Here is a 14003-nt window from a genome sequence, read left to right as displayed (position 1 = left end):
ATTTACTTTTACTCATTCGATTATACTGATAAGAACAATAAAATTAAGAAAAAAGAACGTATGTTTGTAAAATAGGTAAGATTATAGGATGGCATTTATATGTTTAAAATATAGAAACCAATACTATTGGATGATCAACGAAGAAGCAATAGCGGTACAAAATGCTACAATTTATAAATTTCAGGCACAAAAAAGCCGCACCTAAGTGCGGCTTTTTTTACTTAATATTGCTATTAAGCTTCAGCGATAACGATTACTTTGATAGTAGCCGATACGTCTGAGTGTACTGCGATTGCTACGTCAAATTCGCCAGTCTCACGGATAGTACCTAGAGGTAAACGAACTTCTGATTTAGCAACTTCAACGCCAACAGCTGAAATAGCTTCAGCGATGTCGCGAGTACCGATAGAACCGAATAACTTGCCTTCGTCACCAGCTTTAGAAACTAGTGTAACTTCAGCTAATGCTTCTAACTTGTCAGCGCGAGCTTGAGCAGCAGCTAGATCTTCAGCGATCTTAGCTTCTAAATCAGCACGACGTGCTTCGAAAGTTTCGATGTTAGCTTTAGTTGCAGGAACTGCCTTACCTTGTGGGAAAAGGAAGTTACGTGCGAAGCCAGATTTAACTACAACCTGGTCACCTAGGCCACCTAGGTTTGCGATCTTGTCTAGTAGAATAACTTGCATGTCTCTACACCTTTTAAAAACTGTTAATCCGCTGCTTACTTATGTAAGTCAGTGTATGGAAGAAGGGCTAAGTAGCGAGCACGCTTGATAGCAGTTGCTAGCTGACGCTGATATTTAGCGCTAGTACCTGTGATACGGCTAGGTACGATTTTGCCACTTTCTGTAACATAGTTTCTAAGAGTAGCTAGATCTTTATAATCGATTTGTTGTACGCCTTCCGCTTTGAAGCGGCAGAACTTACGACGTCTGAAATAACGTGCCATGAGTAAAATTCCTCAAAAAATTCTTTCTATATGTTGAGCATGCAAGACCAATTGGCTTAAGCCGTTTCGGCCTTCGTGACGGTTTAAAAACCCCGTCACTTGCACTTGTTGCCCAACGTGCAATTGTTGAGTTTGTTGTTGCATTGGCGTGCCGCTGGCAACAACTTGAAGCCTGACATAACTATTACGGTTAAGGTCTGCTTCAACTTGCATCGATTTATGTTCAAGAACAAAAATACAATGCGGTATACCAGCAGGGCTTTGACTATATTTAGGTGTTTTACAAACAACCCCAGATAGTGTCAGCTGATTCATATAAGGATTAAGCGGTTGGCTCATCTTTTTGTCTCAACTGCAAGCGCCATGCTTGAACTCAAAACGATTAAGCAGCTGGTGCTTCTTTCTTCTCTTCTTTCGCAAGAGGAGATGCTTCAGTTACAGCGTCTTTAGTACGCATAACTAAGTTACGAAGCACTGCATCGTTGTAGCGGAAAGTAGTTTCTAGCTCGCTGATTACTTCAGTAGGTGCTTCAACGTTCATAAGAACATAATGAGCTTTGTGAAGCTTGTCGATTGGGTAAGCCAATTGACGACGGCCCCAGTCTTCAAGACGGTGGATAGTACCACCAGCTTCAGTGATAGAACCAGTATAACGTTCGATCATACCAGGTACTTGCTCACTCTGATCAGGGTGAACCATGAATACGATTTCGTAATGACGCATGGATATTCCTTACGGTTAATAGAGCCTTCTACCGTTTCGGCCAGTCGGTTTAAGGCAAGGAATTAAATTTAATAAGCCGAAATGAGCGCGCATTTTACGCTTAGATTGATAATTAAGCAAGATAAAACAGCAAGCCAAGCTAGATTATTGTGCTCTATTAAGATTTTCTAAACGCTAAAAACAAAAAACCCAGCCGAGGCTGGGTTTTTGATATTCTGAAAACTAAAATTACTTGATTTTAGCTTCTTTGAAAATCACGTGTTTACGAGCTTTAGGATCGTATTTTTTGATTTCCATTTTTTCAGGCATGTTACGCTTGTTCTTGTCGGTAGTGTAGAAAAAACCAGTACCAGCAGTTGAAACTAAACGGATCTTATCGCGCATGATTCAGTTCCTTAAACTTTTTCGCCACGAGCACGGATTTCTGTAAGAACCGCGTCGATGCCTTTTTTATCGATAATACGCATACCTTTAGTAGTAGTGCGTAGTGTTACAAAACGTTTTTCACTTTCAACCCAAAAACGGTGAGTTTGTAGGTTAGGTAGGAAACGACGTTTAGTCGCGTTTCTCGCGTGTGAACGGTGGTTACCAACCGCTGGACGCTTACCTGTAACTTGACATACTTTAGACATGTCTATATATCTCCAATAACTTCGCTCGAGCTTAATTTTCCCTTAGGCCAGTATTTGTGCCCCGGGATAAATCGAAGGGCGCTCTTTATACAGCTTATACAGGCAAAGATCAAGTAACAGATCTTATCCAATCAGCTCATGTGTAAATTTGATAGCGGCTAATTATAAAGATCGAATGCCCTTAGGGAAAGTAAAAACTGCATTTAAATTAAACTAATTTCTAAAATCGCCCTAAACTGCTCATTTTTAACACACTCTCTAATACAGTTGGCTCTATATAAGCCCTCTTTCAGCAAACGAAACACAATTTTCACCACCCACTATGATGTGATCCAGCACATTTATGTCAATTAAGGCTAAGGCTTGCTGTAATTTTGTGGTGATTAATTTATCGGCCTGACTAGGTTCAGCAACCCCACTTGGGTGGTTATGAGCAAGTATTAGAGCCGCCGCATTATTACGCAGTGCAGCTTTAACAACTTCGCGTGGGTACACAGAAGCGGCATTAATAGTGCCGTAAAAAAGTACTTCGTCTTTAATTAGCTGGTTTTGACTATCTAAGTACAGCACCATAAATACTTCTTGCTGTAAGCCACGTAATTGAATAGTTAAATAGTCATACACAGCTTGCGGCGAATTAAATAGTGCCTCGCGCTTACATTGCTCAAGCATATAGCGCCGGCTTAGCTCAAGTACCGCTTGAAGCTGCACATACTTAGCAGCTCCTAAACCCTTTTGGGCACAGAACTCTTGTTCAGATGCATTAAATAAGTCGTGCAAAGTGCTGTTTATATCGAGCAGGTGCTCAGCCAGCTCAATGGCATTCATACCCGGTACACCGGTACGTAAGAAGATTGCTAATAACTCTGCATCTGAGAGTGCTTTGGCGCCTTGGGCAAGTAACTTCTCCCGCGGCCTTGCTGATAAAGGTAAATCGGTTAATGGCATTGCTTCATCCTTAAAACAACTATTCCACTTATTAAACTGTACTATAAAATCCAATTTTTGCCTGTCAGTAAAAAAGAAAACTTCATGCTATCGGTAAAGATTTGCTATCGTTAGCCCATATCGACAAAGGTTAAATTTCACGTAATGACAAAATCAGTTAATAAAAAAATCCTGCTAGGTATGAGTGGTGGTATTGCAGCCTATAAATGTGCAGAACTTGTTCGCCGTTTAAAAGATCAAGACTGTGAAGTAAAAGTCGTCATGACCGACTCAGCCAAACACTTTATTACTCCTTTAACTATGCAAGCGGTAAGCGGTGAGATTGTTTCTGATTCATTACTCGACCCCGCAGCAGAAGCCGCAATGGGTCATATCGAATTTGCCAAATGGGCAGACCTTATTTTAGTCGCCCCTGCAACCAGTAATATTTTAGCCAAAATGGCCATGGGTATTGCAGATGACTTACTAACAACCCTACTACTGGCTACCCCTGCAAAGGTAGCGGTTGCGCCTGCAATGAACCAACAAATGTATGCCCACCCTGCTACACAAGCAAATCTTGCCACACTAAGTGAGCGCGGCGTGGCTATTTGGGGCCCAGGTAAAGGCGAGCAAGCTTGTGGTGATGTAGGCGCAGGCCGTATGTTAGAGCCTCATGAGTTAGTCGCACTTTGTACACAACCTGAAGTTGAGCCGTTACTTGCAGGCAAAACCATCACGATTACTGCAGGACCAACCCGAGAAGCCCTTGACCCAGTTCGTTATATCTCTAACCACAGCTCAGGCAAAATGGGTTATGCCCTTGCAGAAGCTGCACTTGCGCTAGGTGCAAAGGTAAATCTGATTTCAGGCCCCGTAACAATTAAAGCACCTGCTAATGCCCTGCTTACTAATATAGAAAGTGCTGAGCAATTACTTACCGCCTCAATGGAACTGGCCGCACAATCGGATGCTTTTATCGGCTGTGCAGCAGTGGCTGATTACCGTGCAGCAGCAATTCATGAGCAAAAGATGAAAAAGCAAGGCGATGAACTAACCCTTACTTTAGTTAAGAACCCAGATGTTATCGCTAATGTCGCAGCACTTAGCGAAAACCGCCCTTATACCGTTGGCTTTGCGGCAGAAACTCAAGATGTTGCAAGCTATGCGCAAGGTAAGTTAAAGAACAAAAATCTCGATATGATCTGCGCAAATGACGTATCAAAAGAAGGCCTTGGCTTTAATTCTGATCATAATGCTTTAACACTCTTCTGGCACAATGAGCAGCTAGATTTAGCAATGGGAAGTAAAAAAGATTTAGCCATGAGCGTAATGACTGAGCTTGCCAAGCGTTTGTAAAAATGCTGGAAAGAAACTGAATAAAACATTAACATAAGCCACTCATTTGCACAAAAAATGGCTTGTCTGACTCCCAACAGCGCAAGTAATAAATTATAAGAAAGGAATGGTCATGCCTGCGACAAAAAGAAGTAATCGCAAAGAGCAGATTCTGCAAGCACTCGCACAAATGTTAGAAACCAGCCCAGGTCAACGTATCACCACCGCAAAGCTCGCGGCTGAGGTAGGTGTGTCTGAAGCTGCGTTATATCGTCATTTTCCGAGTAAAGCACGGATGTTTGAGGGCCTAATCGAGTTTATTGAAGATACCCTGTTATCACGCATTAACCTCATTTTAGAAAATGAGAAAGAAAGCCAAACACGTGTGTACAATATTTTGCTGTTATTGTTAGCCTTCGCCGAGAAAAACCCGGGCATTACCCGCATTTTGACCGGTGATGCCTTACAAGGTGAGCAAGAGCGTTTACGTGAGCGTGTACAAGGCTTATTTGAAAAGCTAGAAACTCAGTTCAAGCAAGTGCTACGCGAACGCAAACTTCGCGAAGGTAAAGCATTCCAGTCAGACGAAAGCACCCTAGCCAACTTCCTACTCGCCTATGTAGAAGGTAAGATGAATCAATTCGTGCGCAGCGACTTTAAAGCAAAACCAAGTGCACAATTTGAAAAACAATGGCCAGAGCTACAGAAGATTTGGTTGTAGTGAGTTGCTAGGGAAAAGAGTAAAGTTCGAGCTGTCAGCCTTCAGCCTTCAGCCGTCAGCTATCAGATTGAATTCCGAACAGTTAGCGAGCTTCTAGGGGAAAGAGTAAAGTTAGCAAGCTGCTTACTAACTTTCCCTTTCTAACTTTCCCCTCGTAACTTTCCCCTTCCACCTTCCCAAACACGCCACTTATCGTATCTACTCGAATTGTTTATTAAAAACGCTACACTGGGTGCATCAATTAAAAAACAACGAGAAAGATGAATGAAAGCGCAATTATCACTTTTGAGCTTAGCCTTGGTGACAAGCCTTGGTAGTGCACAGGTTAGTGCGAAAGAAGCTCTGCAATTTAAAGACGTGTTTGATTTTAAATACGCAAAAGGCACCCAACTTTCTGAAGATGGCCAAATTCTTAGCTTTAGTGCCGACCCTTATCGCGGTAATGCACAAGGTCAGGTTTATACATTAAACAACAACACCCTGCTAACTAGCGTTGAGCGCGGTACTCGCCCAACTATTAATAAAGCAGCAAACTGGGTAGCTTTTACTCAGGTACCGACCCTACTTGAAAAAGAAACCACCAAGAAAAAAGATGAACTAAAAAACAACCTTGTTTTAGTGAATACTAAAAATGGTGAGCAACAAAACTTTAACGATGTAAAAGACTATGCACTATCGGATGATGGTGTATGGCTTGCTTATCGACTAGATAAGAAAGCTGATAAAAAAGACAGCGAAGAAAAAGACGAAAACAGCAGCGAAATCAAGCCAGACAAAAAAGATAAAAGCTTTGATTTAGTGCTTGTTAACCTTCAAGACAAAACCACTCACACTCTAAACAACGTATTCAGCTATGCGATTAGCAGCACCGGTGAGCAATTATTAGCAAGCCAAAGCTACAGTGATGGTGCCGACAACCAAGTTGTATTAGTTGCGCTTAATAATGGTTTTGCAACGAGTGTATTGATTGATGAGCCAGGTGTTGTTGCAAATAAAATAGCTTGGCAACCAAACAACAATAAAGCAGCGCTATTAATTGGTAATTACGTTAATGATGATACACGCCGTCGTGATCACAGCTTACAGCTTTTACAAAACGGGGCGCTTTCAACCATTCACTCTGCAGATAGAAGCTGGACTATTGGCAAAACAGCATCACTAAAATGGTCTGAAGATGGTGCTCGTTTATACTTTGAAAACCATCCTAAACTCGCTGCAAAAGTTATCGCAAAAGAATACAAAGATGAAGCCTCTTTATATGATTTCGATACCATTCGCGACCAAAAAGGCCTTAACGTTTGGCATAACAAAGACGCTGAAATTAAGCCACGCGAAGAGCAGCAATGGAACAAAGCGAATAAGCTTCGTCACTACCAAGCGGTATATCATGTAAACGGTCAGCACGTTGTGCAGTTAAGCACGCCGAACATGCCAGAGGTTTCGCTTAATACTCATCGCGAAGCGCTATTAGGTTATTCAGATCTTCCATACCTAGAGCGTGTTATGTATGGCGGTTTCTACGCAGATTACTTTAGTGTTGATGTTAAAACCGGTAAACAAACCGCTATCGTCAGCGACTACCCGTTTAGACCAAGCCTTGCGCCAAATGGTCAATTTGCGGCATTTTTCCAAGACAGCCAAGTACAGCTTAAAGATTTAGGTAACAACAAGGTTTCGACCTTATCTAAAGCAATTAACGCTATTTTTGCTGATGATAAACATGACTACCCATCACCTCAGCCGGGTTATGGTTTTGCAGGCTGGTTAAACGACAGCAGCCAAGTACTGGTTTACAGTAAATTTGATATTTGGGCTTTTGATGTCGCAACTAAAAAAGCAACCCGTTTAACTCAAGGTAAAGAAACCAATACCCAATATCGTGTTATTAAACTTGATAAAGACCAAGTGGGCTTTGCCAAAGACGAAACATTATTACTAAGTGCAAAGAACCTGCAAGATAAGCAAACTGAAATTGCCAAACTTGACTTATCAAGCAATAAAGTGAGCAAAGTACTTTCAGGTAAAAAGCGCTATGATGTGGTGAAAAAGGCGAAAAATGCCGACAAATACCTATTTACTGCGCAAACATATCAGCAATTCCCTGATTACTACCAAACTGACTTTAGCTTCAAAAAGCCACAACGTGTTACCAACCTTAACCCACAAATTAGCAACTTTGCATGGGGTGAAAAACCTGAGCTTATTAGCTACAAAGGGTTTGATGGGGAAGATTTACAAGGCGTATTGATCAAACCTGCGGGCTACAAAAAAGGCGATAAGGTTCCGGTGGTTGTGTACTTCTACCGCTATATGAGCCAACGCATGTATGACTTCCCGAAAATGGAGTTAAATCATCGCCCTAACTTCCCAATGTTTACCTCAAATGGTTATGCGATTTTCTTACCTGATATACGTTTTGAAATTGGCCATCCGGGTAAATCATCAACCCAAACGATGATCAACGCCACTCAAAAGTTGATTGATTTAGGCATTGCTGATCCAGATAAAATTGGTTTACAAGGTCACTCATGGGCAGGCTACCAAAGTGCCTTTATGATCACTCAAACAGATATGTTTAAGGCGGTTGTATCGGGTGCGCCAGTATCTAACATGACCAGTGCATACAGCGGTATTCGCTTAAAATCAGGCCTTGCGCGTCAGTTCCAATACGAAACAGGGCAAAGCCGCATTGGTAAAACGTTATTCGAAGCCCCAGAGCTATACATCGAAAACTCACCGGTGTTCTTCGCCGATAAAGTGAATACCCCAATTCTGATTATGTTTGGCGACAAAGATGATGCTGTGCCGTGGCACGAAGGGGTTCAATACTACCTCGCGCTTCGTCGTGCGGGTAATGATGCCACCTTCTTACAATACGAAGGTGAACCACATCACCTGAAGAAATTCCCTAACCAAGTGGATTTCTCAGTACGCATGATGGAATATTTTGATCACTACTTAAAAGGCAAACCAGCCGCTGAGTGGATCAAAAACGGTGTACCCTTTATTGAAGAATAAGCAATAAGCTAAATTTAAGCTTACTGCACACCTCCCCCAGAGCCAGCATTTTTGCTGGCTTTGTTCTATAAAATCAATCACACCATCTATTTTTTCGATTTTATCAATCGATTTAAACCCCAGTTTGTAAGTGGAAAGTTAATCAGAACAAATCTATATTTCACCCAACTTCTAACTGGAGACAACACAATGTTTAAGAAATCAACGTCAGCTTTGTCTAAAGTAGCTGTTGCGGTATCACTGTTGGTGGCAACAGGCGTACAAGCTACAAACGACATCAAATCAAACCAATTCTGGTGGCCAGAGCAATTAGATCTTAGCCAACTTCGTGCCCATGGCGCAGAGTCTGATCCTATGGGTCCTTACTTTGATTACAAAAAAGAATTCTTAAAGTTAGACCTAAACGCAGTGAAAGCTGATATTGAGAAAGTATTGACTGATTCTCAAGATTGGTGGCCTGCTGACTACGGCCACTATGGTCCGTTCTTCATCCGTATGGCGTGGCACGCATCAGGTACGTACCGTACTTTTGATGGTCGTGGTGGCGCAGGCGGTGGTCAACAACGTTTCGACCCATTAAACAGCTGGCCTGATAACGCGAACCTTGATAAGGCGCGTCGTTTACTTTGGCCTATTAAACAAAAATACGGTCGCAGCATTTCTTGGGCTGACTTAATGGCGTTAACAGGTAACGTTGCACTTGAATCAATGGGCTTCAAAACCTTCGGTTATGCAGGTGGTCGTGAAGACGATTGGGAACCAGATTACGTATACTGGGGCCCTGAAGGCAAAATGTTAACTGACGAACGTCGTGACAAAAAAGGCAAACTTAAAGGCCCATTAGCGGCAGTTGAGATGGGCTTAATTTATGTAAACCCAGAAGGCCCTCACGGTAACCCTGATCCACTTCTAGCAGCAGAAGACATTCGTTTATCATTCGGCCGCATGGCAATGAACGATGAAGAAATCGTTGCGCTAATCGCCGGTGGTCACAGCTTTGGTAAAGCACACGGTGCGAAAAAAGCGACGTGTTTAGACAAAGAGCCAGCAGCAGCAGGTATCGAAGAGCAAGGCTTAGGTTGGAAAAACAAATGTGGTAAAGGTCACTCAGAAGATACCATCACGTCAGGTCTTGAAGGTGCATGGACAGTGACACCAACACGTTGGTCAATCAACTACCTACAAAACTTATTCAGCTTTGAGTGGGTTAAAACTAAGAGCCCTGCAGGTGCGACTCAGTGGATCCCTGAAAATGGTCAAGCGTCTAACCTAGTGCCAGATGCGCACATTAAAGGTAAGCGTCATGCGCCTATCATGTTCACAACTGATATCGCGTTAAAAGCAGATCCTGAGTTCCGTAAGATTTCAGAGCGTTTCTTAAACGACCCGAAAGAGTTCGAACTGGCATTTGCTAAAGCATGGTTCAAACTAAACCACCGTGATATGGGCCCACGTGCTCGTTACTTAGGTGACTTAGTGCCAGAAGAAGTATTAATTTGGCAAGACTACATCCCTGCGGTTGACCACAAGCTAGTTGATAGCAAAGATATCGCGTCACTTAAAGCTAGCATCTTAGATTCAGGTTTATCTGTATCTGAACTAGTGCGTGTTGCTTGGGCATCAGCAGCAAGCTACCGCGACACAGATATGCGTGGTGGTGCAAACGGTGCACGTATTCGCTTTGCTCCGCAAAAAGATTGGCCGGTAAACAACCCTAAAGAAGTGGCTAAAGTACTTAGCAAACTTGAGAAAATCCAAACTAAGTTCAACAAAAAAGCATCTGGCGGTAAAGAAATTTCACTAGCAGATATGATTGTTCTTGGTGGTGCGGCTGCAATCGAAAAAGCAGCAAGCGACGCGGGTTTCTCTATCGCAGTACCATTCAAGCCTGGCCGTATGGACGCGTCATTAGAAATGACTGACGTTGAATCATTCGAAGTACTTGAGCCTACGGCAGATGCGTTCCGTAACTACTACAGCTCAGCATGGAAATCACCGGCTGAAATGTTAGTTGAACGCGCTGATTTACTAAGCTTATCAGTACCTGAAATGACAGCACTACTAGGTGGTATGCGTGCCCTTAACGCGAATACTGACCAAACTAAACACGGTGTATTCACGAAAAAACCTGGCACATTAAGCAACGATTTCTTCGTTAACCTATTAGATATGTCAACGAAGTGGTCTAAGTCTTCTGAGGAAGGTGTTTACGAAGGCCGTGACCGTAAGTCAGGCAAACTTAAGTGGACAGCAACACCAGTAGATTTAATCTTCGGTTCAAACTCAGAGCTACGTTCAATTGCTGAAGTGTATGCCTCTGACGATGCTAAACAAAAGTTCGTTGATGACTTCGTAGCAGCATGGACTAAAGTGATGACGCTAGATCGTTTCGACCTACGTTAATTCTTATTTTCGCAACCAACAAAGCCGCTAAATTAGCGGCTTTTTTTATTTTCGTTGATATTTTACTCGACAAGGCAGCGGATTACGTTAAAAATAAAACTTTATCATTATATTTATTTGGACACAGGCATTAGGGATGATTGCGCGCTTTTTACTGCTTCTTGTTTTCTACTCATTATGCCTAAGCATAACTAGCCAAAGCCGTGCCGATAACTCCCCGATTGTTAATATCGATCAACGTAGCGTTGACATCACTCAATTTGCTATGAGCTATTTTATTGATAGCACAGGCACTATGCCTCTTTCACAAGTTCAGCAGCAAAATTTTATCAACAGTCAAAACGAGCTTACTTTAGGCACCAACGCTAAAACGACGTGGTCAAAAATAGTTATAAAAAATAGCTACAGCGATACCCTACGCTTATTTGTGCATAACCCAGATGCCTATCATTTAGAAGAAGTCAGCTTTTACGAAACACAATCAGGACAACTGATAAACCAATCGGTTATTCAACTTGATAAAACAGGGCCTAAAGCCAACATGTTTGGTGGCAGTGCCGTGTTTTCGTTTTATATTGCTCCTAACCAGCAAAAAACAATTTATATAAAAAGCGTCACCTTTTCACATCAGTGGTTTGCATTAGCTATTTTTGATGAAGAGCATTCAAAGCGGGCCCTTGTCGGGAATGGTAATTACATTGCGCTACTTGTCGGGATGATGTTAGCGCTGATGATTTATAACTTCTTCTTATATTTATCGGCACGTAAAATCGAGAACATTGTTTACGCGCTGTATCTTATCTCTGGCACGGTGTGGGTGGCGCTATCTTATGGCGTTGCTGCTAACTTCTTTGGTATTTTTAGTGCCGAGCTACTACAACTCAATTCTAACTTACTGAGCATGCCAAGCTTTTTAGTGATTTTTGTAATGCTCATTTTCGAAACCAAAAAGCATTACCCTAAAGAGCATATCGCGCTGTCGATTATTTTGTTCTTACTGGTTGCTGATTTTATCTATAGCTTGTTCGATATTGTAGGTGCCTTAAAACCTGCTAGCAGCTTGGCTGCTTTAATGATGACGGTGACATTTGGAGTATCTATTTCGCTGTGGCGCAAAGGTAATACGCTGGCAAAATACTTTTTGCTCGGCCACTCTATGTTCGTTATTTTTAATATGCTGGCGGTGCTTTATTACAAAGGGATCAGCGACGCAAACGTGATTAATAGCCACGGTGTAGGCATAGGTATTTTGCTCGAAGCGTTAATGATGGCGTTTATTCTTTCTTATCGAATTAAGAGCCTCGAAAAAATAAAAGCACAACAAACTGAGCTCAACCGCCTAGTCGATACAGATCCTATGACAGGCCTTTACAACCGCCGTTACTTTGACAGAAAAAGTGAAGAACTCATTGCTGCTATGGCAAGTAATCAGCAAGAGTTAACCCTCCTAATTGCTGATCTCGACCACTTCAAAAACATTAACGACACATATGGTCACGATGTTGGCGATAAAGTCATTATCGCATTTGCCAACATACTCACCTCAGAGCAAGGCCTTGCTGATATAGCCTGCCGTTACGGCGGCGAAGAGTTCGTGTTACTACTCAATTGTAACCTACTTGATGCCAAGCAAGTTGCCGAGCGAATTCGCCAAAAAGCCCAAGAAACCTACATCACCATTGATGAAGTACAAACCGTGCAATTTACCGTGAGTATTGGTATACATAGCGTTGGCCATGCTTCAACAACCGTGAAAGAAACCCTCACCATTGCCGACAAAGCATTGTATAAAGCAAAAAATAACGGCCGTAATTGTGTTGAAGTGGCTGCTTGAGGGGAAAAGTTTCAAGTTTCAAGTTTCAAAGTAACTAAACCTTAGCTAAAGTGAATGATGGTTGTTCCGGGTTGCTTTTTAGCTTGGTACATAGCCGCATCCGCTTCTTCAATTAATTGGTTTGCTGCATACACACCATCGCCGAGAAAATGCGCTGTCACGCCAATACTCGCAGTGACTTCAATTGACTTACCTTTACAACTAAAAGGGGCTGAAAATTGCTCCGCAATTTTATGTGCTAAGCGATTCAAGATCGTCGTATTAGTTACGCCTGAAATAGTCACTAAAAACTCATCTCCCCCCATTCTTATCACATAATCGGTACTTCTGACGGCTGCTTTAAGTTGCTTTGCAACCCATACCAAAACTTCATCGCCTAGTGCGTGACCATTCTGATCGTTGATTTGTTTAAAATCATCTAAGTCGATATAAATAAAGCCCATTCCCTCAGCCACATCACCATTTTCACTAAATACATCATTTAATAATTGCTCTAGATAACGACGGTTCGGTAATTGAGTAAGCGGGTCAAGGTTCGCAAGCTCAATCAAAGCCTGTTCTTTATTTTTCCGAGCTGAAATGTCACGGACAATCGCAAGGAGATAGCTTTTCCCTTGATGGTCGATATGACACACACTCACTTCTGTAGGAAAAACCTGACCATCCTTTTGTTTTAAGCTCGACTCAAAAATAGTGGTTTCTTGAGCTTTTACGCGCGCCACCCTTTCTTGCCATTTAGCCTTGGTATCGTAGTCAGGGTTTATGTCTGGAATGGTTAGTTTTAATAACTCTTCCTTTTCATAACCTAAGCACTTATAAGCAAATTGATTACAGTTAAGGATTTGACCAAACTGAGGGTTTGCAACAAAGATGGCATCATTCGATTTATCAACCAAATGGGTCAGCAAAATATCCGCGGCCGCCTCTTTATTGACTGTTGTTAAGTCAATAATTTGCGAAATATAACGCACAACATTACCGTCATTATCCATCTCAGCAACAATATTCAGCTGACAATAAATAGCATGACCCAACTTATGCATGTAACGCTTTTCAATTTGTAATGGCTGCTCAGGAAACTGATTAAGCTTGGCACGAATGGTTTTATTTAACTCTCTGTCATCAGCATGAGTTATAACAACATCATCGGCATACACTTCATCGCCTTCGTAACCTAATAGTTGTTTTAGTGCCGGGTTTGCATATTCGAGTTTACCGCTAGGCGAGGAAACAATGACAGGGATAGGTGTAATTTCTATTAACCTATAAATAGGATTAACAAACATCTGTACGTCATTAAGTTTCATGGGCAACTCGAGTCCAATACATTATTACTACTCAGTAAAATGAAATAATAGACTATAAATTAGCTATCAGCTATCAGCTATCAGCTATCAGCTATCAGCTATCAGCTATCAGCTATCAGCTATCAGCTATCAGCTATCAGCTATCAGCTA

At 42.0% G+C, this 14003-nt stretch carries 13 protein-coding genes; 5 read left to right on the top strand and 8 right to left on the bottom strand.

What is annotated here, in order from left to right; translation table 11 throughout:
• Positions 1-233: 233 nt before the first annotated feature.
• The 7 genes from rplI to radC all read right to left on the bottom strand — a co-directional run bounded on the left by rplI (position 234) and on the right by radC (position 3253).
• Positions 234-686 (bottom strand): 50S ribosomal protein L9, encoded by a 453-nt coding sequence (gene rplI, locus AN394_RS14870; protein ID WP_054554192.1) that lies wholly within the window; start codon positions 684-686, stop codon positions 234-236.
• Positions 687-721: 35 nt separating this feature from the next.
• A complete protein-coding gene (gene rpsR / locus AN394_RS14865; protein ID WP_002962753.1) occupies positions 722-949 on the bottom strand; it encodes a 30S ribosomal protein S18 in 228 nt (75 codons plus the stop codon).
• A gap of 12 nt (positions 950-961) precedes the next feature.
• Positions 962-1264: a primosomal replication protein N gene (priB, locus tag AN394_RS14860; protein ID WP_036973732.1), complete on the bottom strand. Its 303-nt coding sequence runs from the start codon at positions 1262-1264 to the stop codon at positions 962-964.
• 67 nt (positions 1265-1331) lie between these two features.
• Positions 1332-1673 (bottom strand): 30S ribosomal protein S6, encoded by a 342-nt coding sequence (gene rpsF, locus AN394_RS14855; protein WP_036973113.1) that lies wholly within the window; start codon positions 1671-1673, stop codon positions 1332-1334.
• Positions 1674-1901: 228 nt separating this feature from the next.
• A complete protein-coding gene (gene rpmG / locus AN394_RS14850) occupies positions 1902-2057 on the bottom strand; it encodes a 50S ribosomal protein L33 (protein ID WP_022946036.1) in 156 nt (51 codons plus the stop codon).
• Between the two features lie 11 nt (positions 2058-2068).
• Positions 2069-2305 (bottom strand): 50S ribosomal protein L28, encoded by a 237-nt coding sequence (gene rpmB, locus AN394_RS14845; protein ID WP_036973115.1) that lies wholly within the window; start codon positions 2303-2305, stop codon positions 2069-2071.
• 273 nt (positions 2306-2578) lie between these two features.
• Positions 2579-3253 carry a DNA repair protein RadC gene (radC, locus tag AN394_RS14840; RefSeq protein ID WP_054563392.1) on the bottom strand — a complete coding sequence of 225 codons (675 nt, stop codon included), beginning with the start codon at positions 3251-3253 and terminating at the stop codon, positions 2579-2581.
• 144 nt (positions 3254-3397) lie between these two features.
• On the opposite strand from radC, the gene coaBC reads away from it, so the two are divergent.
• From coaBC to AN394_RS14815, 5 genes are all read left to right on the top strand, one after another.
• Entirely contained in the window at positions 3398-4591 is a 1194-nt protein-coding gene (coaBC, locus tag AN394_RS14835) for a bifunctional phosphopantothenoylcysteine decarboxylase/phosphopantothenate--cysteine ligase CoaBC (protein WP_055021894.1), read from the top strand.
• A 112-nt stretch (positions 4592-4703) separates the two neighbouring features.
• A complete protein-coding gene (gene slmA, locus AN394_RS14830; protein ID WP_054554189.1) occupies positions 4704-5291 on the top strand; it encodes a nucleoid occlusion factor SlmA in 588 nt (195 codons plus the stop codon).
• A 264-nt stretch (positions 5292-5555) separates the two neighbouring features.
• Positions 5556-8309 (top strand): prolyl oligopeptidase family serine peptidase, encoded by a 2754-nt coding sequence (locus AN394_RS14825; protein WP_055021893.1) that lies wholly within the window; start codon positions 5556-5558, stop codon positions 8307-8309.
• A 189-nt stretch (positions 8310-8498) separates the two neighbouring features.
• Positions 8499-10712, top strand: coding sequence for a catalase/peroxidase HPI (katG, locus tag AN394_RS14820; protein ID WP_054563389.1), 2214 nt, complete (start codon positions 8499-8501; stop codon positions 10710-10712).
• 136 nt (positions 10713-10848) lie between these two features.
• Positions 10849-12546, top strand: coding sequence for a diguanylate cyclase (locus AN394_RS14815; RefSeq protein ID WP_055021892.1), 1698 nt, complete (start codon positions 10849-10851; stop codon positions 12544-12546).
• Positions 12547-12587: 41 nt separating this feature from the next.
• Here AN394_RS14815 and AN394_RS14810 read toward each other — a convergent pair whose 3' ends face one another.
• Positions 12588-13853: a bifunctional diguanylate cyclase/phosphodiesterase gene (locus tag AN394_RS14810; protein WP_055021891.1), complete on the bottom strand. Its 1266-nt coding sequence runs from the start codon at positions 13851-13853 to the stop codon at positions 12588-12590.
• Positions 13854-14003: the final 150 nt, after the last annotated feature.

The sequence above is a fragment of the Pseudoalteromonas sp. P1-26 genome (genome assembly GCF_001401795.1).
In the GTDB taxonomy this organism is placed as follows: Bacteria; Pseudomonadota; Gammaproteobacteria; order Enterobacterales; family Alteromonadaceae; genus Pseudoalteromonas.
The sequence above is the reverse complement of the archived record's forward strand: the minus strand, read 5'-3'. Positions and strand labels throughout refer to the sequence as shown.

What these genes read in the sequence shown, in the direction of transcription:
- rpsR (WP_002962753.1), bottom strand. Translation starts at nt 949, where the DNA reads ATGGCACGTTATTTCAGACGTCGTAAGTTCTGCCGCTTCAAAGCGGAA.
- rplI (WP_054554192.1), bottom strand. Translation starts at nt 686, where the DNA reads ATGCAAGTTATTCTACTAGACAAGATCGCAAACCTAGGTGGCCTAGGT.
- AN394_RS14825 (WP_055021893.1), top strand. Translation starts at nt 5,556, where the DNA reads ATGAAAGCGCAATTATCACTTTTGAGCTTAGCCTTGGTGACAAGCCTT.
- rpmG (WP_022946036.1), bottom strand. Translation starts at nt 2,057, where the DNA reads ATGCGCGATAAGATCCGTTTAGTTTCAACTGCTGGTACTGGTTTTTTC.
- AN394_RS14815 (WP_055021892.1), top strand. Translation starts at nt 10,849, where the DNA reads ATGATTGCGCGCTTTTTACTGCTTCTTGTTTTCTACTCATTATGCCTA.
- AN394_RS14810 (WP_055021891.1), bottom strand. Translation starts at nt 13,853, where the DNA reads ATGAAACTTAATGACGTACAGATGTTTGTTAATCCTATTTATAGGTTA.
- coaBC (WP_055021894.1), top strand. Translation starts at nt 3,398, where the DNA reads ATGACAAAATCAGTTAATAAAAAAATCCTGCTAGGTATGAGTGGTGGT.
- rpmB (WP_036973115.1), bottom strand. Translation starts at nt 2,305, where the DNA reads ATGTCTAAAGTATGTCAAGTTACAGGTAAGCGTCCAGCGGTTGGTAAC.
- slmA (WP_054554189.1), top strand. Translation starts at nt 4,704, where the DNA reads ATGCCTGCGACAAAAAGAAGTAATCGCAAAGAGCAGATTCTGCAAGCA.
- radC (WP_054563392.1), bottom strand. Translation starts at nt 3,253, where the DNA reads ATGCCATTAACCGATTTACCTTTATCAGCAAGGCCGCGGGAGAAGTTA.
- katG (WP_054563389.1), top strand. Translation starts at nt 8,499, where the DNA reads ATGTTTAAGAAATCAACGTCAGCTTTGTCTAAAGTAGCTGTTGCGGTA.
- rpsF (WP_036973113.1), bottom strand. Translation starts at nt 1,673, where the DNA reads ATGCGTCATTACGAAATCGTATTCATGGTTCACCCTGATCAGAGTGAG.
- priB (WP_036973732.1), bottom strand. Translation starts at nt 1,264, where the DNA reads ATGAATCAGCTGACACTATCTGGGGTTGTTTGTAAAACACCTAAATAT.